Source organism: Thermostichus sp. OS-CIW-26 (assembly GCF_054058395.1).
On record NZ_JBSSAG010000010.1, the window covers coordinates 45,901 to 66,311 of the forward strand.

Below are 20,411 nucleotides of genomic sequence, written 5' to 3' on the forward strand. Positions count from 1 at the left end.
CCGCCCAGACCATTCAACATTATTCAATTCAACAATGATGTTGGTGAGGATCCCTGCCAGTGGAAGGGGGAAATCCCCAGGCGGCGCTAGGGCAGGCGAGGGATCCCGTTGCTTGTCCAGGTTGAGAAATAGGGCTTATTTTGGAGTGTGACATACTCCCGCACTCATGCTGACGCAAAGCGCTCCGCGCCGCTAATGCGAAAAGGACGTTTCCTGCGCTTGAGGACTACGTCCCGCTGACGCGAAAAGAACGAGATGCCCCACCGCCCTGTGCTTGATGTTGATGGCCGCATGGTGGTCGCGTCCTAGTTCTAGCCCACAATGGGAACAAGAATGCCACCTGTCTTGAATCGCTTTCGGTACTCTTTGACCGCACCGAGAGCAGTTTTGACTGCTGCCGTTGGGATTCACTGCAATCGCCCTCAGCCCAGCTCTTTCAGCCTTGACTGCCAGCATTCGCAGAAATTGTCCCCACCCAGCATCATAGGTAGATTTTGCTAGTCGGGTTCTAGCAACACCTTTGATATTCAGGGCTTCGTACCCAATATGCTTGCCCTTGCTTACCAGCCAGTTCGCTGTTTCGTCATGAAAATCTTTGCGCTGAGATAGTGGTTAGTGGATAGTCACTATTCACTATCCACTGGTCACTATCCACTAGTCACTAGCCATAGGCGGTTTGACCCCTTCTTCTCGCGAGACAAGGCTCGCTGCAACCTCTTGAGCCTGAGCTCTGCCTTGCGATAGTACTGGGGAACTGGAACAGACTCCCCCGCATCGGTCACCAAAAAGGAGTCCAGCCCCACGTCGATCCCCATCGTGTTCTCCAGTGTTGGCGGGTCAGGGGTAAATACGGGGACAGATGAATCTTGCAGGCTCAAGGTCACATACCACCCCACCCGTCTGCCTTGCGGCTGATGGCAGCGGTCTTAATCACAAAGCCCTCAGGCAAAGGACGGTGCTGAATTATCCGAACAGCACCGATTTTGGGCAGATGGATAAACTGCCCGCAAATGCAGTCCTGTTGCATCGGGGGGAAACTGAAGGAGCGATACCGCCCAACTCCCTTGAATCTGGGTTTCCCTGCCCGCTTGCCGTTACCGTCCCCCTTCAGCCAGCGGTCGAATGCTTTGTGCACTCGCTCTATGCAGTTCTGGAGGACTTGCGAATGGATGGCTCTGTACTGCGGAAACAGGGCTTTCGTCTTCACCAAGTCCCGTTTCTGGGAGTAGAAATCGGGCTTGTCTTTCAGCTCAGGCAAGTGACAGATTAAGGGACAAGCATTGATATCACAGCGATTGTGTTCCCACCACGCAAAGCGCTCTGCCAAGCGATAGTTATAGTGCTTCCGCAACAACTCTAGCTATTGCTCCATTAGAGCAACTTGGCTAGAGGTAGGGCGTAAGCGATATTGATAGGCAGTTCTCATGATGAGTTTATAAAAGTTCTCATGATGAGCGTATAAAATCCTGCTACGCCGGTCATAGCACCAGTAAGGACAAAGCATCGTGTCCTCGCCTTTTATCCCGACCCTCACCCTGGATAGTGGTGAGTGGATAGTGACTAGCCACTAGTCACTAACAGAGGGTGGGACTTCCCGGCGGTCTAGCTAACTGCGACCAGGGCTTGATTAGCGCTCCTCCGCCAACCGCACCTGTACCGACTGGCCGTGGGCGGGCAACCCTTCCGCTTGTGTGAGAGCCTGAATGGCGCTGGCCACCTCCCGCAAAGCCGCTGAGCTGTATTGAATCAGACTGGAATGCTTTAGGAAAGTTTCCACCCCCAAAGCCGAGGCATAGCGGGCCGCACCGGCGGTGGGCAAGGTATGGTTGGGGCCAGCCAGGTAATCTCCTACCGCCTCCGGAGTATGGTGGCCCAAGAAAATGGCCCCCGCATGGCGAATGGGATCCAGCAAAGCCCAGGGATCTGCCACCTGCAGTTCCAAATGCTCTGGCGCAAACAGGTTGGACAAGGCCACCGCCGTTGACAGATCCGGCACCACCGCAATCAGACCGTAGTTCACCACCGACTTTTCCACCATCAGACGGTTGGGATGGGCCTCCATCTGGGTGGCCACCGCCTGCTGCACCTGCTGGGCCAGCTTGAGATCGGTGGTCAGAAGGATGGCCGCCGCCAGGGGATCATGCTCGGCTTGGGCCAGCAAATCGGCAGCCACATAAAGAGGGTTGGCGCTCTCATCGGCGATGATCAACACCTCCGAAGGCCCTGCCAGGGAGTCAATCCCCACTGTGCCGTACACCAGCTTTTTGGCCAACGTTACGTAGATGTTGCCGGGGCCGGTGATCACGTCCACCTTGGGGATGGTCTCGGTGCCGTAGGCCAAAGCTCCTATTGCCTGAGCCCCCCCAACGCGATAGATGGTCTGGATCCCGGCTTCTTGGGCAGCCACCAAAATGGCCGGGCTAATCCCCTTGCCCCCCGAGCCGTCGGATCCCGGTGGCGTCACCATCACAATCTCGGGCACCCCTGCCACCTGGGCCGGGATGGCGTTCATCAACACCGTGCTGGGATAGGCGGCTCGCCCTCCCGGAATGTAGAGGCCGGCGCGATCCACAGGGCGGTATTGCTTGCCCAAGACGATCTCAGGGCCGGGAAAGCTTACCCAACTGCTGGGCACCCGCTGCCGGTGAAAAGCTTCAATGCGCTGCTTGGCCAGCCGTAAGGCTGAAAGCAATTGCGGAGACACCGCCTGGTAAGCCGCCTCCAGCTCGGCCCCAGACACCTTCAGTTCGGCAACGCTCAGCTCCACCTGGTCAAACTCAGCCGTATAGGCCAGCAGGGCACGATCCCCCTGACGGCGTACCGCTTGCAGGATCTCCCGCACGGTTGCTTCACGGTGCAGGTTCTGGTCAGCCTGAGTGCGCTCCGAGATCCGTCTAAGCTCGGCTTCAGCCTCGGCTAGCTGGGTGACGATTCTCAGCATGGCAACTCCTTCGCATAGCGCGCCGTAACCCCATACTAACGAGGGATCCGGCGGCATCGCGGTAGCAAATGCAGATCTTCGGCTGCACCGGTTTCGGCGACAAGAGGAAACATCTCCAAGCAGGGATCCCGTCTGCACCTGGCGTGATCCGGGTTGAGCATGGTCATAGCTTAGCCTGGACTGTCCTCGGCCAAGCGCCGATAGCCCTACTCAGGAAAAAGACTGGCCCCTTTTCATAGGCGCAGTTCTGACGATTTGATCAAGTTGCGAAAATCGTGGATCACCTCCTCACAGCGACGGAAAAAAGCCAGCACCCAATCCCGCAGCACCTTCTGCTGAGATTCGTCCAGTTCCTCGAGGGATCCCCGGTAGTGGATCTGGCCACTGCGCTCGATCTCGAACTGGTTCAGCCATTCTGCTTGGGATCCCTGGCGTTCCACCACTTCCTGCCGTGCTGCTTTCCAATAGTTGACGATCACTGCCTTGCCCAAATAGCCGGTTGTAATCTGGCAGAGACGGTTCAGAGATTGCACGAAGACATCCATCTCCATGCGCGGGCCCGCCGTAGGAGCGGAACTGGGCTGGGTAGCGTTCCGGCCTGCCTCCGCCTGGCTGGTCAATAGGCGAAAGGTGGCCAAGCCCTTTGGCGTATCCTGCTGCAGCTCGGCTCGCAGGCGGTTCACGGCCAAGGTGTAAACAGGCATCACCAGCTCGTCATTCACCGCCACCAGCAGCGCCCATTCCGGCCCAAGGGGGTAAACGAAAACCCGCTGCTCGGCAAACTGAAAGTCAAAATAGTCAAGTCCTGGGGGCATGGTCTGCAAAACTTGAAACAGCCCTTCGGTAAGGGCTTGCTGCTGTCGGCTATCCAAATCCTGAAAAGAGCGGTAGAAAAAAGGGCGACCTGTCCGACTCAAGAGCGCCACCCCCATCACCCCGCGGATGGACAAAAAACTGTCGAGCGTTTCCTTCTCCATGCCCACTCAACTTGGGTAACACTCTTATCCTGACTTAGATTGCCCGAGGGTGGGCGAGCACAACCAACCGAGAGCTGGATGCTCGATGTTTGGGATTGATGTTTGGGATTTAGGAAATGCACCGGGACAAAAACGCCTCGATCCGTCCCACTGCCTCCTCCAGACGGGATCCCTCGACCACCAAAGCAAAGCGGACATAGCCTTCCCCACTGGGGCCAAAGCCAGAACCCGGAGACAGGGCAACCCCTGTGGCTCTCACCAAGTCCAAACAAAACTGGGCAGAAGAGCCGCGATAAAACTCCGGCAAAGGCGCCCACAGATACATGGTGGCCTCCGGCAAAGGCACAGGCCAACCGATGCGGTGTAGAGCCGCCACAGCTATATCCCGTCGCTCTCGGTACACCTGCCGCCAGCGCTCCAAAAAACTATCGGGAACTGCCAAAGCCGCTGCTGCCCCCCGCAGAATGCCCTGGTACTGATGGAAGTCGATGGTGGATTTCACCCATCGCAGGGCTCGGATCAGCTCTCGGCTGCCAATGGCGTAGGCTACCCGGAATCCCCCCATGTGATAGGACTTGGAGAGAGAAAAAAACTCGATGGTGCGGGTTTTATCGGGATCCGCCTGCAGCGCGGAAGGGGCCACCTGGCCGTCGAAGCGCCAGTCCACATAGGGAAAATCGTGGGCCAGAACGATGTCGTACTGCTGACAAAACTGCAGGGTTTCTTGCCAAAACTCCGGGGTGACGGTGGCAGTGGTGGGGTTGTGGGGGTAGTTCAGCACCAGCAGCCGCGCCTGCCGGCAGATTGCCTCCGGGATCCGATCCCAGCGGGGTAAGAAGCGGTTTTCCGCCCGCAGGGGCAGGTAGTAGGGGATCCCGCCCGCCAGATGGATCCCGCCCACGTGAGAGGGATAGGCCGGATCCGCAACCAAAGCAACATCGCCGGGGTTGAGCAGGGCCAGGGGCAAGAGGGCCGTTCCCTGCTGGGATCCGATCAACGGCAGCACCTCTGTTTCCGGATCGATCTCCAGGCCGAACTTCCCCATGTACCACTTGGCGCAGGCAGACCGAAAGTCCGCCGTGTCGTGAAACAGCGTGTAGCCATAGGTAGAGGGATCCGACAGAGCCGATTGGATGGCCGCCAAGGAGTCTGAAGGTGGGGGCAGATCGGAGGATCCCAGAGACAGATCGATCACATCCAGGCCAGAGCGACGAGCCTCTCGCTTGGCTCGATCCATTTGGTCAAACACATTGCCGCCGAGGGGCTGAAGTCGCTGGGCGAGGGGAATCGACATGCAACAACTCTTGCAAAGCAGGGGGGTCTATCCTAGCTTGAGGATCCCCTCAGGGATTGTCGTCAGCATTGGGGGAAGAAGGTGAGGTTGGACGCGTGCTGGCCGCCGGCCCCCGGTCGAAAATCTCGATGTGCCACTGCCCTTGGCCGTTGCTCTCGAAGGCGATAAACCGGCCATCGCCGCTGATGGTGGGGTTGCGCACATCTCCTGGCACCCGGCTGCTGATGTTTTCTATCCTGCGAGTTTCCCGGTCGTAGAGGAAGATCTCAGACTTGCCCAGAGCATTGGACACGTAGACGATGTAGCGGCCATCAGCGCTGATGTCGGGCGAGGTAGCCGCCACGTCGCTGGAGTTGAGGCCGGGCAGATCCACCAAGCGACGTTCCACCGTGTCGTAGAGAAAAATATCCTGGCTGCCGCTGCGGGCCGAGGAAAACACCAGGTAGCGGCCATCTCCGTTGAAAGCAGGCTCCCCATCGGGGAAGATGCTGTTGAGGCCACTGTTGGTCAGGCTGGGACGCGGGGTGCGAAAACCTGCGGGGCTGCAGCCCAACAGCACCAAGCTCAATCCGGCCAGGCCCAGCTTTCTCGCCCACCGGGCCGGGCTGAATGGGATCCAGCCATTGGTCAGCATGGCATCGCCTCTCCAACCCACTCTTCCCATCATACCCGGTTGACAAACTCGGCTCCGGCTAGGGCTCCACCTTGACACCCTTCCAGAAGGCCACATAGCCCCGGATGTTGGCCGCAGCGGGTTTGGGATCCGGGTAGTACCAGGCGGCATCTTTGTTCTCCTGGCCGTTGACCACGAGGGTGTAGTAGCTGGCCTCCCCCTTCCAGGGGCAGGTGGTGTGGGTAGAGCTGGGCTGGAAGTATTCCCGGCGCAGAGATTCCGGCGGAAAATAGATGTTGCCTTCTACGGTTTCGTAGCGGTCTGTCTCCGCCACCACTACCCCATTCCAGATAGCCCTGGGCATGGAAAACCTCCTCTTGCCAAGTTTTGGATATCGGATTTTTGAGTTGCGGATCCCGGCGGCTGAGGCCGCCTTGCTTTGAGCTTAACTCTTCCCTTCCTCTTATGATCGTCTTGTATTGTCCCTTGTATTGTCCGATGAGAAGCTCTCTGTCCGGTGGGGAAGCCTGCCGATCCCGAGAGCAAAGTGGAGCATGACTCTAGTCAATAATAAGCTCAACTATACTGAAAATAATGTATAATATGTTCAGTACGGATTACTACCAGTTGATCTTTCTGTTTACTTTCGAGTCTGCCAACATGGTAGCCAAAGCAAAGCAGAAAATTGGTAGTAAGACGACACGGAAACTGCGCTTTGGGTATTCTACTCAAAGCTTTGCGGGATACCGCCATTCTGTTTGGACTCCGTCCCGCTAACGCGAATGGAAACAAACAGAATGCTATCGCTGCATAGTTGAACAGTGATGTTCAGCAGTGTTCAGCGTAAATGTATCAGTCTTTTAAGGGCTGCTTCCTACCGCTATTGAGCGCTACGGCTATGGCTCGCCGCAACACCCTACAAGATGACCTCAACTACCAACAAGCCAAGCGCAGCCTGCGCCAGTGGGTGGCCCAACTGGATCTGCGCCCCCAAGAGGTCGCGGGCTTAGAAGGGGAGTTGGAGAGCTTGCAAGCGCTCTTGGACAAGCTGGAAACCGAGGTCATCCACATCGCCGCCTTTGGTCTGGTGGGGCGAGGCAAGTCTTCCCTGCTCAATGCCCTGCTGGGCGAGCCAGTCTTTGAGACGGGGCCCACCCATGGCATCACCCGTACCCAGCAAGCGGCAACTTGGAACATCAGCTGGGAAACCCGCCCCCAGTCCTCCTTCTCTGGCACATCCCTGCAGGGATCCCGCCTCCCCCCTTCCTCGGTGCAGTCGGTACAGGTCGCCCATTGGCAGGGATCCCGTCTGGAGCTGATCGACACTCCCGGCCTGGATGAAGTAGACGGCGAAGAGCGGGCGCGGCTGGCCCGAGAAGTGGCGCAGCGGGCGGATTTGATCCTGTTTGTCGTCTGCGGGGATCTGACGCGGGTGGAGTTTGAGGCTCTGGCCACCCTGCGGGAGGCGGGCAAGCCTATGCTGCTGGTGTTCAACAAGATCGACCAGTACCCAGAGGCAGATCGCCAGGCCATTTACGACAAGATCCGCAACGAACGGGTGCGGCAGCTCCTTTCTCCCAACGAGATCGTCATGGTGGCGGCCTCCCCTCGCGTACCCCGCCTGGTGCAAAGGCCGGATGGGAGCTTTGCTGCCCAGATGGAAGTGGGATCCCCGCAGGTGGATGAGCTGCGCCTGAAAATCCTGGAAGTCCTGCATCGGGAGGGGCGTTCGCTGCTGGCCTTGAATGCCCTCCTGTTTGCCGATCGGGTTAACCAGCAGGTAATTGAGCGCAAGCTGCAAACCCGTGCCCAGCAAGCCCAAGACCTCATCGCCTCAGCCGCCCGCACCAAAGCGCTGGCGGTTGCCCTCAACCCCATCACCCTGCTCGATACCTTGGGAGGGCTGGCCATCGATGTCACCCTGATCCTGCGCCTGGCCCGCCTGTACGGCTGGCCCATGAGCACTGCAGGAGCCACACAACTGCTGCAGAAGATCATCCTCAGCATGCTCAGCCTGGGCGCCGGCGAGTGGGTGGCGCTGTTGGGCCTGGGATCCCTGAAAACCTTGCTGGGGGGATTCTCTCTGGGAGCCTACGGTTCCGTGGCCCTGACGCAGGCGGTGTTGGCCGGGTTTTCCTGCTATGCCATCGGCGAGTCCGCCCGCCGCTACCTGGCCCAGGGAGCCAGTTGGGGGCCAGAGGGCCCCAAAGCCGCCATAGCCCAGATTTTGGCCGATTTGGACGAAGCCTCGATCACCGCCCGCCTGCGGGAGGAAATCCGCCACAAAATCGGATTTGCTTTCCCCTGACCCTCTACAATCAAAAAGCCGAGCCGCGTCGTCCTCATGACCTACTGCCTTGGCATCATCACCCGCTTTGGCTTGGTGATGGCGGCAGATTCCCGCACCAACGCCGGGGTGGACTACGTCTCCACCTACCAAAAGCTGTTCGATTTTTCCGTGCCCGAAGAGCGGGTGATCTTGATCTGCACCTCCGGCAACCTGTCCATCACCCAGGGCGTTTTGACCGAAGTGCAGCGGGATCTGCGCCAACAGGAAAGTTCCAATCTCCACACCTTCCCCCATCTCTACGACGTGGCCCGCTACCTGGGATCCAAAATTCGGTACATCCAGGAGCAAGACCGACCCTGGCTGGAAAAAGACGGTATCGACGCCCAGTGCAGCCTGTTGTTGGGGGGACAGATCCGAGGCGAGGAGCCGGCCCTCTTTTTGATCTACAGCCAGGGCAACTGCATCCAGGCCACCCCGGAAACCCCTTTTTTGCAGGTGGGGGAAACCAAATACGGCAAGCCAATCTTGGATCGCACCCTCTCCTACGAAACCTCGCTAGCAGATGCGGCCAAATGCGCTCTCCTCTCCATCGACTCCACCATGAAATCCAACATCTCCGTCGGCCCCCCCATCGATTTGGTGATGGTGCAAGCGGATCAGTTCAAGGTCACCCACCGTCTGCGCCTGCGCACCGGGGATCCCTACCTGGCCAAGATGCGCAAACTGTGGGAGAGCGCCCTCAAACAAGCCTTCGACCAAATGCCCCCCATCGAGTGGGACTACTCGGATCCAGCTGATCGGGAAGAGCTGCTCGACTGAGAGGGGGAGATTGGTAGGATAGGGGTTAATCCATCTCTGCCCAACCCCTGCCATGTCAGCCCACACCTTTCAAGACTTGATCTTTCGCCTGCAACAGTTTTGGGGGGAGCAGGGCTGCTTGATCCTACAACCCTACGACCTGGAAAAAGGCGCCGGCACCATGAGCCCCCACACGTTTTTGCGCGCCTTGGGGCCGGATCCCTGGCGAGTGGCCTATGTCGAACCCTGTCGCCGCCCCACCGATGGACGCTACGGTCAAAACCCCAATCGCCTGCAGCACTATTTTCAATACCAAGTGTTGATCAAGCCCTCCCCCGATGACATTCAAGATGTCTACCTAAATAGCCTGCAAGCTTTGGGCGTGAACCCGGCAGAACACGATGTTCGCTTTGTGGAAGATGACTGGGAATCTCCCACCTTGGGGGCTTGGGGCGTGGGCTGGGAAGTGTGGCTGGACGGCATGGAAGTAACCCAGTTCACCTACTTTCAGCAGGTGGGCGGACAAGATTGTCGCCCGGTTTCTGTAGAAATTACCTATGGGCTAGAGCGCCTGGCCATGTATCTGCAGGGGGTGGATTCGGTTTTCGATCTCTGCTGGAATGAGCATCCTTCTCTGGGACGGATTACCTATGGACAAATCTATTTCCAAAATGAGGTCGAGCAATCTTATTACAACTTCGAGTATTCCGATCCGGAGATGCTACTGGAATTGTTCCGGCTCTACGAAGCCGAGGCCAAGCGTTTGATCGAGACCACCCAACAGAAACTGCAGAAACAGGTGTTGCCGGATCGGTTGGCCGTGTCTCTGCTCCTGCCCGCCTACGACTATGTGCTCAAGTGCTCCCACACCTTTAACCTGCTCGACGCTCGTGGTGTCATTGCTGTAGCCGAGCGCACCCTCTACATTGGGCGCATCCGTAACCTGGCTCGACAATTGGCGGAGCTGTACGTTAGCCAAGCGGATTGACCGGGATCCAGCTATGCCCTGCGGCAACCGGAACCCGCTTTGGTTTACAGGGGTGCCTCTCCCCAGAGTTAATTCTTGAGAAAGGGATCCCACCTTTGGCTATGATGAGAGATTGGTGTCAGCAAGGTGCTGGCTGCCCAAATGGCTCTTGTGGAAAGTCAGTGACCTCGTTTTCATCCTCTTTTTCTGACCAGTTCACCTTACTTTTTTCGGAAAAGCTTTATGTTTTACCATCATCCCGTCACTCGGGTTTCCATCTTTATTGATGGCAATAATATGTTTTATGCTCAACAGAAAAATGGCTGGTTTTTCGACCCACGCCGGGTGCTGGATTATTTTGTTAGATCACAGCCGAATGTTGAATTGGTCAACGCCTTTTGGTACACCGGCATCAAGGATCCCCATGATCAGAGGGCCTTTCGAGACGCTCTGATCAGCATGGGCTTCACTGTGCGCACCAAGATCCTCAAAGAATATCGAGATGAAGACTCCGGTCGGTACTCCCAAAAAGCAAATCTGGATATCGAAATAGTAATCGATATGTTCAACACCGTTGGGCAGTACGATAGGATCATTTTGTTTAGCGGTGATGGAGATTTTGAGCGGGCTGTCGAGTTGTTGCGTTCCAAAAACACGCTGATTACAGTTGTCTCCACCGAAGGGATGATCGCCCGCGAGCTGCGCAACGCCACCGACCGCTACATCGACCTCAATGACATTCGCCCCTACATTGAGAAGTTAGACAAGTAGTGCTTTGGGCAGGGTTCTGGACTGCTTCCTCTGCCGTCGGGTCAGACCCATAGCCTCCTGGCGAGCTGGCGACAACACCGCCCGAGTTCGTTCTGGCTTTTTCCATCTTCACGGATCCCATCCCTGCCACACAAGCGGCACGTCTGTTGTACCGGCTCTAGTCAGCGCTGCCGGAAAGGAGCTGTCCCGGCCAATTCCAGTAGGGTGCTCTGGTGTCCGGCAGAAGGGCTGTGTCTTCTCCCCTTGGCAGCCAACTTCTGGGCAACCTCAGTTCAGGCAGGGGAGCAGAGAGGCTAGCATTGTAAAAAATCTTTGCCCTGATCAGGTTTTTATGACCGGCGTTCCTGTCTCCCGTATTCGCAACTTTTCCATCATCGCCCACATCGACCACGGCAAATCCACCCTCGCCGATCGCCTCCTGCAGGAAACGGGCACCGTTTCAGCCCGCGAGATGAGGCCACAACTGCTGGACAGCATGGAACTGGAGCGGGAACGGGGCATTACCATCAAGCTGCAAGCGGCCCGCATGAACTACCGTGCCCAAGACGGCCAAGACTATGTTTTGAACCTGATCGACACGCCAGGGCATGTGGACTTCACCTACGAAGTCTCCCGCTCCCTGGCCGCCTGTGAAGGGGCGTTGCTGGTGGTGGATGCCTCTCAAGGGGTGGAGGCCCAAACCCTGGCCAACGTCTACCTGGCCCTGGAGAACAACCTGGAAATTATTCCGGTGATCAACAAAATCGACCTGCCGGGGGCCGAGCCGGAGCGGGTGATTGCGGAGATTGAGCAGGTAATCGGCCTCGACTGCAGCGGGGCAATCCTCGCCTCTGCCAAGGTGGGTATTGGCATTCAAGAGATTCTGGAGGCCATTGTGCAGCGGGTGCCCCCCCCACGGGATACGGTGGCGGATCCCTTGCGGGCCTTGATTTTCGATAGCTACTACGACGCCTATCGCGGCGTGATCGTCTATGTGCGCATCATGGATGGGGAGGTGAAGACGGGGGACAAGATTTGCTTTATGGCCTCTGGCCGAGAATACGAGATTACCGAGCTGGGGGTGATGCGTCCCAACCAAGAGCCGGTTGATGCCCTACATGCGGGCGAGGTGGGCTACATGGCCGCCGCCATCAAGAGCGTGGAACACGCCCGGGTTGGGGACACCATCACCCTGGTGAATCGCAAAGCTCCTGAGCCCCTGCCCGGCTACAAAGAAGCCAAGCCGATGGTGTTTTGTGGCTTGTTCCCCAGCAGCTCCGATCAGTACGCCGAACTCAAAGAGGCTCTGGAAAAGCTCAAGCTCAACGATGCTGCCCTGTACTTTGAGCCAGAAATTTCCAGCGCCATGGGCTTCGGCTTCCGCTGTGGTTTTCTGGGCCTGCTGCACATGGAGGTGGTGCAGGAACGCCTAGAGCGGGAGTACAATCTCGATCTGGTGATCACAGCTCCGACGGTGGTGTACCAAGTTACCCTCAACAACGGCTCTGTGATTCGGGTGGACAATCCCAGCAAGCTGCCTCCCCCCAACGAGCGCACCAGCATTGAGGAGCCGATTGTCAGGGTAGAGGTGATTCTTCCTGAGGAATTTGTCGGTACCGTGATGGAGCTGTGTGAGACCAAACGCGGCACCTTTAAAGATATGAAATATTTGGCGCAGGGTCGGACTACGCTGGTGTACGAGCTGCCCCTGGCGGAAGTGGTCACCGACTTTTTCGACCAGTTGAAATCGCGCACCCGTGGCTATGCCAGTATGGATTATCAAATGATTGGCTACCGCGCCGATGATTTGGTACGTTTGGACATTTTGATCAACGGCGATGTGGTGGATTCTCTATCCACGATTGTGCATCGGGACAAAGCTTTTTATGTAGGCCGTTCCCTAGTTGCCAAGTTACGAGAGCTGATCCCACGCCATCAATTTGAAGTGCCCATTCAGGCAGCAATTGGCTCTAAAGTGATTGCTCGTGAAACCATACCAGCCCTGCGCAAAAACGTCTTGGCCAAATGCTACGGAGGAGATGTGACCCGCAAACGCAAGCTTTTGGAAAAACAAAAAGAGGGGAAAAAACGCATGAAGGCGGTGGGAACGGTGGATGTGCCCCAAGAAGCGTTTATGGCTGTGCTGAAGCTGCAGAATGACTAGGGCGATGGGCACTCAACTGGGGCGGGGAGAGGTGTTGGCCTGGCTACAGGAGCGGGTGTCTCCTCCTCGCCTCCGCCATATCTTGGGGGTAGAGGGGATGGCCCGACAGCTGGCGGCCCACTACGGGCTGGATGAGCAGAAAGCTGCTTGGGCAGGGCTGATGCACGACTTGGCCAAGGCTTTCCCGCCGGAGCAACTGTTGCAAAGGGTGGCTCAGGAACGGGAGCTGGATGAAATTGAGCGGGCCGAACCTCACATCCTGCATGCTGAGGTGGGATCCCTGGTGGCGCGGGAGCAGTTTCAGGTACAGGATCCGGAGATTTTGGCGGCCATTGCCAACCACACGCTAGGGCAGCCCGGCATGGATCCGCTCAGTTGCGTGGTTTTCGTGGCCGATGCCCTGGAGCCGAATCGGGGCAACAGCCCAGAATTGGAGCGGTTGCGGCAGATGGCTTTTGTAGATTTGTCTAAAACCGTAGTGGGAGTATGTGACTTGAGCCTAAAATTTTTGCTAGACCGGAATCAGGTGGTTCATCCGCGCACACTCATGACTCGGAATCATTTTTTGTTACATCCTTTAGAAAAAGCGGTGTCCTAGGTTAACTCAGTCGTTTCAGGAGGGTTTTAGTTGCTACATCTCATGCCTGCCCCTGCTGGGGATCCCATCTATTGCATGGCGCTGAGTGCAGCTCGCGCGGCAGAAGAGAAAAAAGGTGGCGATATCGTTCTGCTGGATGTATCCCAAGTCTCCACTTTGGCAGATTACTTTCTTCTGGTCAGCGGATACTCGCTTACGCAAGTCCGCGCCATTGCCCGAGCAATTGAGGAAAAGGTTTGGGACGAGTGGAAACAAACTCCGCGCCGCATCGAAGGGCAGGAATCGGCCTCTTGGATACTGATCGACTATGCCGATCTCATTGTCCATGTGATTATGCAACAGGAAAGGGACTACTATGACCTAGAGTCTTTCTGGATCCAGGCTCAGCGAGTCGATCTGCCCATAGCAGGCTAAATCTATTTGTTTTGGATCCCTGGATTTGGCAGTTCTTCAGAGCTTGGAGCCAAGGGAAGAGTTGCTCTTTACAACTCTTTAACTGCCTTCCAGGGACTCCTTGACAGACAGAAGTTTTAGTCAATTGTCAAGAAATATGTAAGTTTCTTAATATTCCCGCAATTTCTTACACAGTCACGTGTTAGGGTAGTGAATGACAAATAGCTGAGTAAGATCTTCCTGCCTTTTGCAGTCGAGTTTCTATAGTCTTTGTTAAACGCTCTACCTTGTTTCTCTTGAACGCTGATAATTCTTCGTTGGTACTGAATACCAGCAAAAAGATTTTCCAGCTGCTGATGGCTCCTATTGGCTGCTTTCAGCGGCAAGTGGAAAGGCAAACGAGGCGAATAGAGGAGGCAAGGATTGGCTGCACAAGAGGATCTTACGAACGAAACCGCAACTTCTTCCCGACGGCAGACTTAACTGCAACCGGCTTAAATGGTCGGCCTGTAGGCAAAATCCGGTGCCAAAAGCAGCGGAGGAAGATGGGGAAGCAGCGTTTTTTGTTTAATGTCTGTTTTTAAGAGCGACAGGGATTTTTAGGAGGGACATTCATCATGGAAAAGATGTTGGTTAATATCGTCGAGTACCTGGCATTGGGAGAACTGGAAACTATCCTCTCCACTGAGCACCCCCATCAACAGGTGTTTTATGACGCTAGGGAGCGGGAAGCGATGATGCAGCAGATCCTAAACCGGGTCCCCGCCATCTACATGTGGCTGGCTGCCGATGAGTGTCCCAGCCGCGATCAACTCAATTCCTCTGAGCTGGAATTGCTGCGGTCGGTAGTGCGGGATGTGGTCAATCAAAAACTCCAACAAGCCTCTTTTGGCCTTGACCCCTATGCGGGATCCATGTCAGAGGTCTTCTACGGATAGAGGGGGCGGGCTTAAGCTACACTGCAAAGGCGTTGCCTTAGCTTGTTGCCTCTGCCCATGTTGCCTGTTTACTATTCCGATATTTTCCTCAGCCACGATACTGGGCCATTTCACCCCGAGCGTCCGGCTCGCTTGCAGTCCATTGTTAAGGCGCTGCGTGGTGCCCCTTTTGCCAACCAGTTGGAATGGCGGGATCCCCCCTTGGCGGAGCTGGCAGAGCTGGAGCGAGTACACTCGCGTCGGCACATTCAACAGGTGGCTGAGTTGGCAACAGCAGGTGGGGGACGCATCGATGCCGACACTGCTCTCTCGGGGAGAAGTTTTGAGGCAGCGCGCCTGGCTGTGGGAGCTTGGATTGCCGGCTCTGCCTCGGTTTTGACCACCGCTCAGCCAGCGCTGGTGCTGTGCCGTCCACCTGGGCATCACGCAGAGCCAGAACGAGCAATGGGGTTTTGTTTATTCAGCAACGCAGCCATTGCGGCGCTGTGGGCGCTGGATCAGCCGGGGGTGAAGCGGGTGGCGATTTTCGATTGGGATGTTCACCACGGCAACGGCACGCAGGCGGTGGTGGAGCGCTATCCCCAACTGGCCTATGCCTCCATCCATCAGTTTCCCCTCTACCCCGGCACCGGCTCCGCTCGCGAAACCGGGATCCACGGCAACCTCTGCAACGTGCCTTTGCCTGCCGGCTCGGATTGGTCGGTCTACAAAAGGGCCCTCGACGAGAAGATCTTGCCGTTCTTGCAAGCGTTCCAGCCGGATTTGCTGCTGGTGAGCGCCGGCTTCGACTGTGCCAAAGGGGATCCCCTGGCCGGTATGCAGCTAGAGCCGGAAGACTTTGGCCGCATGGCCCGCCTCTGCCTGGAGCAGGTGACCCGCAAAACCCTCTTCGGCCTGGAAGGAGGCTATGACCTGGACAACCTGGCGCGCGGCTGGCTGAGCCTGGCCCAAGCTTGCCTGGAGAGTTAACCTTTCCACTTCACCTTGGGTAAAATCTGCCGCACATCCACCCGATCCTTGTACTTGAGAGCAAAGTTGAGCAGCGAATCCAAGAGGGAATCGGACAGATAGTGGGGCTGGAGGCCCAGGTCTAGGAGCTTGGTGTTTTTGGCGTTGTAGTAGTGCTCTTCCAGCTCGACGCGGGGGTTCTCCAGGTGGTTGATTTCCACCTTCAGGCCCATGGTGGCTCCCGCCTTTTGCACCAGCAACGCCAGTTGCTCAACACTAAATTGCTCTGTGAACTGGTTCATCACCCGGAATTGGCCCGGCTCGGCAGGGTGAGCAATGGCCAGCTCCACGCAGCGCACCGTGTCGCGGATATCCAGGAAACCGCGGGTCTGGCCGCCCTTGCCATACACTGTCAGCGGATGGCCCACGGCCGCTTGAATGCAGAAGCGGTTCAGAGCTGTGCCGAATACGCCATCGTAATCGAGACGGTTGATCAGCACCTCGTCCATGCCGGTTTCTTCTGTGAGCACGCCGTATACCACCCCTTGGTTGAGGTCGGTGGCCCGCAGGCCCCAGACGCGGCAGGCGAAGTGGATGTTGTGGCTGTCGTGTACTTTGGAGAGGTGATACATGGATCCCGGCTGCTTGGGATAGGGCAGGGTATCCTTGCGGCCATTGTGCTCGATGGTGATGTACCCCTCCTCGATGTCGATGTTGGGGGTGCCGTACTCGCCCATGGTGCCCAGCTTCACCAGGTGGCAATCGGGAAATTCCTCCTTGATGGCGTAGAGGATGTTCAAGGTGCCCACCACGTTGTTCACCTGGGTCATCACCGCATGCTCGCGGCTGATCATCGAGTAAGGGGCAGAGCGCTGCTCGCCAAAGTGAACAATGGCCTCCGGCGGGAAGCGGCGCATGCAGGAGATCAGGGCTTCGTAGTTGGTAACGTCGCAGACAAAGATGGGAATGTCCTTGCCGGTTAGCCCCTTCCAGCAATCCACCCGTTGCTCTAGCTGGGCAATGGGGGTCAGGGTAGAAACCCCCAGTTGCAGATCCCAGAGGCGGCGGACGTAGGAATCGAGAATGGCCACCTCATAACCCCTGTTGGATAGGTATAGGGCCGTCGCCCAGCCACAGTATCCGTCACCACCAATAACCAGGACTTTCATCAGGGAAGCAAAATTCGGCTGCTCACGAATCTACCAAGTTATGGCACCAAAGACAAACTCTCCTGGGATCCCTTCGGGGTGCTGGATAGCCCCTTATTCGATGCGAGGCGGGTTGTCCAGGGTATAAACCGTGGTCTCGGCGGCAATGGCGCGGCGCAGGTGAGCTGGGACTTGGTAGAGGCCCAGAAGGGTGATGCCATCGATGAATTGCAGTGCCCCTCGCTCGGGATCCAACTGTTGGCTCAGAATCTGGTCGATCTGCTCCGGTTCTGGCCTGGGGGAGATGGGATCCTGAGCTGCCAGGGCAAAACCCAGTGGGCCACCGTAGGTGGGGGCATAGATGGCGTAGGGCTGCACGGCGGCAAACACCGTTTTCAGGGTGCGAACAATGCGGGTGTGTTGATGAAGCTCAACCGGCCCCGTCGGCCCGGCTTGGATGGTGAAAGCCCCATCGGGCTGCAACTTGGAGCGGATCTGGCGGAAAAACTCCTGGGTGAAGAGGCGGTAGGCAGGGCCGGACTCAATGGGATCGGAAAGATCGGAAAGGATCACATCCCAAATGGGGCCTGTTTCCTGGAGAAAATCCAAGGCATCGGCAATCACCACCTCCACCCGCGGATCTTCAAAGGATCCCTGGTGCATTTCCGGCAGGTGCTCTCGGCAGGCGGCCACCACCTCCCCATCGATGTCCACCATCACCACCTGCTCCACCGAGCGCCAACGCAGCACCTCCCGCAGCGTTGCCCCTTCTGCCCCCCCCAACACCAGTACCCGCCGGGGGATCCCGCCCGCTTGGACAACCTGCACCATAGCTGGATGAACCAAAGCCTCGTGGTACAGAAACTCATCCACGGTAGTGGATTGCCAATGCCCATCCAGCATCAGACCCTTGCCGAAGGCCCCCGTCTCGGCGATCAGCATCTCCTGGAAAGGGGTTTTTCGGTAGGCCAAGATGCGCGTGACGGCACGGGCGGTGTAGTCCCAAGGGGTAAAGTACTCCTGAACCCAGAAGAAACTTCTCGGGCTGCTCATAAGCACCTCGCTACAGCTTTTTCCAGCAACATAGACTGACCTCTGGGGTGAATCGGATCCCACCCAGCCTACAGATGGCCCCCATGACAGTTTGGAAAAAGCTGCGATTGGCGAAGATCTCAGCGCCTTCGTCGGGTCGCTTCACAGGTGAGCACCTCAGCCGAGTCTGGGGCCTCTTCCAGGAGTGTCGGTTGCGCGGTGCGGCGGGGCACCTTGCGCAGGGAATATCGTCGCGCTTGAAACACGTCGATCAGATATTCACAGGCCGCTTCCGGTCGGGTGTGGCGACCACAGGTGAACACATCCACCGCCGCGTAGCCCGCTTCGGGCCAGGTGTGAATGGAGATGTGGGATTCCCCCAAAAGAGCGAGGGCTGTAATCCCCTGTGGCTCAAATGGATGGCACAGCTCTCCCAAAAAGGTGGAGTTGGAGCGTCTCGCTGCCTCCCGCAAAGCCTGTTGCACCAGGGAGGCATCATCCAAAAGTTTGGCCGGGCAGTCGTAAAGCTCCAGGATACAGTGGATCCCGATCAGAGCTGGAGACCTATCCCCTAATTGGCCAGATAGTGTGTGCAGCATACTATCCCCTAATTGGCCAGATAGAACTGATTAGAACCAGAGGCTGCACAGAAAGCGCAGCTTTACCATTGTCTCACAATCAGGCAGAACTGGGCGTAGTAGCCATCGGCTCTCCGCACTACCCGCACCCGATTGATTTTCAGGGTGAGGATGTCCCGCCGCGCCTCGCCGTTGCAGTACAGGGCAAAGGTGCCTGCCTGGAAGCCGTCCGTGAAGGTGATGGACATTCCATCTTGGGAGAGCTTCCAGCCGGATAGCTTGTACTCCACGGAGCGACAGTGTTTCTGGAACTTGGGATAGCCCTTCCGGGCTGCCTTCTCCTTGCAGCGGCGGTAGAAGTTGGAGATGGCAGACCAGGCCCGCTCCGCACTGGCTTGCCGGGCCTGAGAGTTTAGCTTCTGAGCGAAGGGGAACTCTTTGGCCAAGTCCTTGCAGAGGGAATACAACGTGGCCCTGTTCACCCCCTGATGATCCATCCAGTGGCGCAGGCACTTGTTGCGCACGAACTGGGCAGTCCGAATGGCCTCATCCAGGGCTTGGTACTGCTGGGCTGTGCCGTTGAGGAGCTTGGCTTCGAGGACGTGCATGAGCCTATTTTATCAAAGGTCTAGCAAGATAAAAGCCGCCCTGGTCGCGTCAGCGGGCCGTAGGCCTTAGGGCGGGGCTTCAGACCCAGTTTTTTGGTAAAGCCAAACTACCCTCCCCAGCAGCTTTTTTCTTAACCGAAAGTTAACCCTAGGCCCAATCTGGAGCCACTGCACCACCGACACCAGCGTTCCGGGAAGGGGCTGGAGAAGCTAGGGCTGCTGCTCCTTTGAAGAGGGAGAGGGGGGATAGAGCAGGGCTTCCAGCTCCTGCAGGGCTTGCTCCAGGTTGTCGTTGACAATCACGTAGTCAAATTCGTCTTGGGCATCCAATTCCTTGCGGGCCTGTTCCAGGCGGCGCTCGATGCTGGCCTCTGAGTCTTGTCCGCGCTCGCGGATGCGACGTTCCAGCTCTTCCAGAGAAGGGGGACAGAGAAAGATGCGAATGGCATCTGGGTACTGCTGCCTCACCTGACGGGCCCCCGCCAGCTCAATTTCCAGCAGCACATCCTGACCCTGGTTAAGTTTTTGGAACACGATCTCGCGGGGAGTGCCGTAAAAGTTGCCCGCATACTGTGCCCATTCCAACAGCTCGTTGGCTTCAATCAAGTTGAGAAATTCCTCCCGGCTGCGAAAGTAGTAGTTGACACCTTCCTGTTCGCTGGGGCGGGGGGGGCGGGTGGTGACCGAAACCGAGAGATACAGCTCGGGGTGGCGCTGGCGCAACTGGCTGACCAACGTACCTTTGCCCACTCCACTGGGCCCTGTCAAAACCACCAAGCGACCGCGCGGGGTGGGAGCCGGAAGGGATCCCTGCTGCTGCGTACACTCAGAGGAAACCGGGGTAGGAGAGGTTGGCATAGACAGAGACCGACGCAAGACGGCTGGGCAATTGACTTGTTTGGGTTTGTTTTAGGATATCTCACTTCTGGTTTCTCAAACGGCTTACAGCGATGGGCTTTCACTCGGTCTCCTCTGACAAACCGGGCTTGGCCGTGAGGAAGCGGTTGGCAACGGTTTCGGGTTGGATGGCGGAGAGGATAACGTGCCCGGAATCGGTGATAATGACAGCGCGGGTACGACGACCATAGGTGGCATCTATCAACTGGCCCCTCTCGCGGGCATCGCTGATGATGCGTTTGATGGGAGCTGACTCGGGACTGACAATGGCGACCACACGCCCAGCGGCGACGATGTTGCCAAAGCCAATGTTGATTAGGCGGGTATCCATGGGGTGATGAGGGAACCTAACGGTTGTCCGGCCAGCAACCTTCATTAAGGTAGCAAATGGGGCTCTTTCGCGGGTTTGCTACAACGACACCTGAGTTCTCGGCCAATGGGGCAGTGGGTTTCGGCGACAAATCCCGTTCGGGTGAG

19 protein-coding genes and 2 pseudogenes are annotated in these 20,411 nt (G+C 57.2%); 9 read left to right on the plus strand and 12 right to left on the minus strand.

What is annotated here, in order from left to right:
* Positions 1-192: 192 nt before the first annotated feature.
* The 6 genes and pseudogenes from ACVW0C_RS06295 to ACVW0C_RS06320 form a co-directional block, all read right to left on the minus strand.
* Positions 193-1,426: pseudogene (locus tag ACVW0C_RS06295) on the minus strand (RNA-guided endonuclease InsQ/TnpB family protein).
* 201 nt (positions 1,427-1,627) lie between these two features.
* Entirely contained in the window at positions 1,628-2,941 is a 1,314-nt protein-coding gene (gene hisD, locus ACVW0C_RS06300) for a histidinol dehydrogenase (RefSeq protein ID WP_457384663.1), read from the minus strand.
* Positions 2,942-3,174: 233 nt separating this feature from the next.
* Positions 3,175-3,918 (minus strand): hypothetical protein, encoded by a 744-nt coding sequence (locus ACVW0C_RS06305; protein ID WP_457384664.1) that lies wholly within the window; start codon positions 3,916-3,918, stop codon positions 3,175-3,177.
* Positions 3,919-4,027: 109 nt separating this feature from the next.
* Positions 4,028-5,212, minus strand: a complete 1,185-nt coding sequence (locus ACVW0C_RS06310; RefSeq protein WP_457384665.1) for an LL-diaminopimelate aminotransferase — start codon at positions 5,210-5,212, stop codon at positions 4,028-4,030.
* A gap of 49 nt (positions 5,213-5,261) precedes the next feature.
* A complete protein-coding gene (locus ACVW0C_RS06315; protein WP_457384666.1) occupies positions 5,262-5,846 on the minus strand; it encodes a TolB family protein in 585 nt (194 codons plus the stop codon).
* Between the two features lie 58 nt (positions 5,847-5,904).
* Entirely contained in the window at positions 5,905-6,189 is a 285-nt protein-coding gene (locus ACVW0C_RS06320) for a DUF427 domain-containing protein (protein ID WP_414328853.1), read from the minus strand.
* A 534-nt stretch (positions 6,190-6,723) separates the two neighbouring features.
* Between ACVW0C_RS06320 and ACVW0C_RS06325 the strand changes: the two genes are divergently transcribed.
* The 9 genes from ACVW0C_RS06325 (at position 6,724) to ACVW0C_RS06365 (ending at position 15,692) form a co-directional block, all read left to right on the plus strand.
* A complete protein-coding gene (locus ACVW0C_RS06325) occupies positions 6,724-8,133 on the plus strand; it encodes a DUF697 domain-containing protein (protein ID WP_414328677.1) in 1,410 nt (469 codons plus the stop codon).
* A 36-nt stretch (positions 8,134-8,169) separates the two neighbouring features.
* Complete coding sequence (locus ACVW0C_RS06330; RefSeq protein ID WP_011431739.1) at positions 8,170-8,934, plus strand: proteasome-type protease; 765 nt, start codon at positions 8,170-8,172, stop codon at positions 8,932-8,934.
* A gap of 52 nt (positions 8,935-8,986) precedes the next feature.
* Positions 8,987-9,901 (plus strand): glycine--tRNA ligase subunit alpha, encoded by a 915-nt coding sequence (glyQ, locus tag ACVW0C_RS06335; RefSeq protein ID WP_457384667.1) that lies wholly within the window; start codon positions 8,987-8,989, stop codon positions 9,899-9,901.
* Positions 9,902-10,123: 222 nt separating this feature from the next.
* Entirely contained in the window at positions 10,124-10,651 is a 528-nt protein-coding gene (locus tag ACVW0C_RS06340; RefSeq protein WP_011431737.1) for a low amplitude/bright protein LabA, read from the plus strand.
* A gap of 331 nt (positions 10,652-10,982) precedes the next feature.
* The gene (lepA, locus tag ACVW0C_RS06345) at positions 10,983-12,794 is read left to right on the plus strand and encodes a translation elongation factor 4 (protein WP_414382983.1); all 1,812 of its coding nucleotides are present in this window, start codon (positions 10,983-10,985) and stop codon (positions 12,792-12,794) included.
* On the plus strand, positions 12,787-13,392 hold the full coding sequence (gene yqeK, locus ACVW0C_RS06350) for a bis(5'-nucleosyl)-tetraphosphatase (symmetrical) YqeK (protein ID WP_457384668.1): 606 nt from the start codon (positions 12,787-12,789) through the stop codon (positions 13,390-13,392). The genes lepA and yqeK overlap by 8 nt, the downstream gene beginning before the upstream one ends.
* A 42-nt stretch (positions 13,393-13,434) precedes the next feature.
* Positions 13,435-13,806, plus strand: coding sequence for a ribosome silencing factor (gene rsfS, locus ACVW0C_RS06355; protein ID WP_011431734.1), 372 nt, complete (start codon positions 13,435-13,437; stop codon positions 13,804-13,806).
* Between the two features lie 596 nt (positions 13,807-14,402).
* Positions 14,403-14,723 (plus strand): hypothetical protein, encoded by a 321-nt coding sequence (locus tag ACVW0C_RS06360; RefSeq protein ID WP_011431733.1) that lies wholly within the window; start codon positions 14,403-14,405, stop codon positions 14,721-14,723.
* A gap of 57 nt (positions 14,724-14,780) precedes the next feature.
* Positions 14,781-15,692, plus strand: a complete 912-nt coding sequence (locus tag ACVW0C_RS06365; protein WP_457384669.1) for a histone deacetylase family protein — start codon at positions 14,781-14,783, stop codon at positions 15,690-15,692.
* Here ACVW0C_RS06365 and ACVW0C_RS06370 read toward each other — a convergent pair.
* The 6 genes and pseudogenes from ACVW0C_RS06370 to remA form a co-directional block, all read right to left on the minus strand.
* The gene (locus tag ACVW0C_RS06370) at positions 15,689-16,840 is read right to left on the minus strand and encodes an NAD-dependent epimerase/dehydratase family protein (RefSeq protein ID WP_457384670.1); all 1,152 of its coding nucleotides are present in this window, start codon (positions 16,838-16,840) and stop codon (positions 15,689-15,691) included. The genes ACVW0C_RS06365 and ACVW0C_RS06370 overlap by 4 nt on opposite strands.
* A 93-nt stretch (positions 16,841-16,933) precedes the next feature.
* Complete coding sequence (locus tag ACVW0C_RS06375) at positions 16,934-17,872, minus strand: fused MFS/spermidine synthase (protein WP_414356308.1); 939 nt, start codon at positions 17,870-17,872, stop codon at positions 16,934-16,936.
* A gap of 119 nt (positions 17,873-17,991) precedes the next feature.
* Positions 17,992-18,450, minus strand: coding sequence for an adenosylmethionine decarboxylase (gene speD / locus ACVW0C_RS06380; protein ID WP_414328672.1), 459 nt, complete (start codon positions 18,448-18,450; stop codon positions 17,992-17,994).
* Positions 18,451-18,518: 68 nt separating this feature from the next.
* Positions 18,519-19,037 (minus strand): annotated as a pseudogene (locus ACVW0C_RS06385) (RNA-guided endonuclease TnpB family protein); the annotation flags it as partial.
* A 210-nt stretch (positions 19,038-19,247) separates the two neighbouring features.
* A complete protein-coding gene (gene gmk, locus ACVW0C_RS06390) occupies positions 19,248-19,895 on the minus strand; it encodes a guanylate kinase (protein WP_457384671.1) in 648 nt (215 codons plus the stop codon).
* A 100-nt stretch (positions 19,896-19,995) separates the two neighbouring features.
* Positions 19,996-20,265: an extracellular matrix/biofilm regulator RemA gene (gene remA / locus ACVW0C_RS06395; RefSeq protein ID WP_011431727.1), complete on the minus strand. Its 270-nt coding sequence runs from the start codon at positions 20,263-20,265 to the stop codon at positions 19,996-19,998.
* Positions 20,266-20,411 lie beyond the last annotated feature (146 nt).

Bases quoted from the DNA above. Each gene is read 5' to 3' on its own strand.
- rsfS (WP_011431734.1), top strand. From the start codon at position 13,435: ATGCCTGCCCCTGCTGGGGATCCCATCTATTGCATGGCGCTGAGTGCA.
- yqeK (WP_457384668.1), top strand. From the start codon at position 12,787: ATGACTAGGGCGATGGGCACTCAACTGGGGCGGGGAGAGGTGTTGGCC.
- gmk (WP_457384671.1), bottom strand. From the start codon at position 19,895: ATGCCAACCTCTCCTACCCCGGTTTCCTCTGAGTGTACGCAGCAGCAG.
- ACVW0C_RS06340 (WP_011431737.1), top strand. From the start codon at position 10,124: ATGTTTTACCATCATCCCGTCACTCGGGTTTCCATCTTTATTGATGGC.
- ACVW0C_RS06325 (WP_414328677.1), top strand. From the start codon at position 6,724: ATGGCTCGCCGCAACACCCTACAAGATGACCTCAACTACCAACAAGCC.
- ACVW0C_RS06315 (WP_457384666.1), bottom strand. From the start codon at position 5,846: ATGCTGACCAATGGCTGGATCCCATTCAGCCCGGCCCGGTGGGCGAGA.
- ACVW0C_RS06305 (WP_457384664.1), bottom strand. From the start codon at position 3,918: ATGGAGAAGGAAACGCTCGACAGTTTTTTGTCCATCCGCGGGGTGATG.
- ACVW0C_RS06375 (WP_414356308.1), bottom strand. From the start codon at position 17,872: ATGAGCAGCCCGAGAAGTTTCTTCTGGGTTCAGGAGTACTTTACCCCT.
- ACVW0C_RS06310 (WP_457384665.1), bottom strand. From the start codon at position 5,212: ATGTCGATTCCCCTCGCCCAGCGACTTCAGCCCCTCGGCGGCAATGTG.
- ACVW0C_RS06360 (WP_011431733.1), top strand. From the start codon at position 14,403: ATGGAAAAGATGTTGGTTAATATCGTCGAGTACCTGGCATTGGGAGAA.
- ACVW0C_RS06330 (WP_011431739.1), top strand. From the start codon at position 8,170: ATGACCTACTGCCTTGGCATCATCACCCGCTTTGGCTTGGTGATGGCG.
- remA (WP_011431727.1), bottom strand. From the start codon at position 20,265: ATGGATACCCGCCTAATCAACATTGGCTTTGGCAACATCGTCGCCGCT.
- lepA (WP_414382983.1), top strand. From the start codon at position 10,983: ATGACCGGCGTTCCTGTCTCCCGTATTCGCAACTTTTCCATCATCGCC.
- ACVW0C_RS06365 (WP_457384669.1), top strand. From the start codon at position 14,781: ATGTTGCCTGTTTACTATTCCGATATTTTCCTCAGCCACGATACTGGG.
- speD (WP_414328672.1), bottom strand. From the start codon at position 18,450: ATGCTGCACACACTATCTGGCCAATTAGGGGATAGGTCTCCAGCTCTG.
- ACVW0C_RS06320 (WP_414328853.1), bottom strand. From the start codon at position 6,189: ATGCCCAGGGCTATCTGGAATGGGGTAGTGGTGGCGGAGACAGACCGC.
- glyQ (WP_457384667.1), top strand. From the start codon at position 8,987: ATGTCAGCCCACACCTTTCAAGACTTGATCTTTCGCCTGCAACAGTTT.
- ACVW0C_RS06370 (WP_457384670.1), bottom strand. From the start codon at position 16,840: ATGAAAGTCCTGGTTATTGGTGGTGACGGATACTGTGGCTGGGCGACG.
- hisD (WP_457384663.1), bottom strand. From the start codon at position 2,941: ATGCTGAGAATCGTCACCCAGCTAGCCGAGGCTGAAGCCGAGCTTAGA.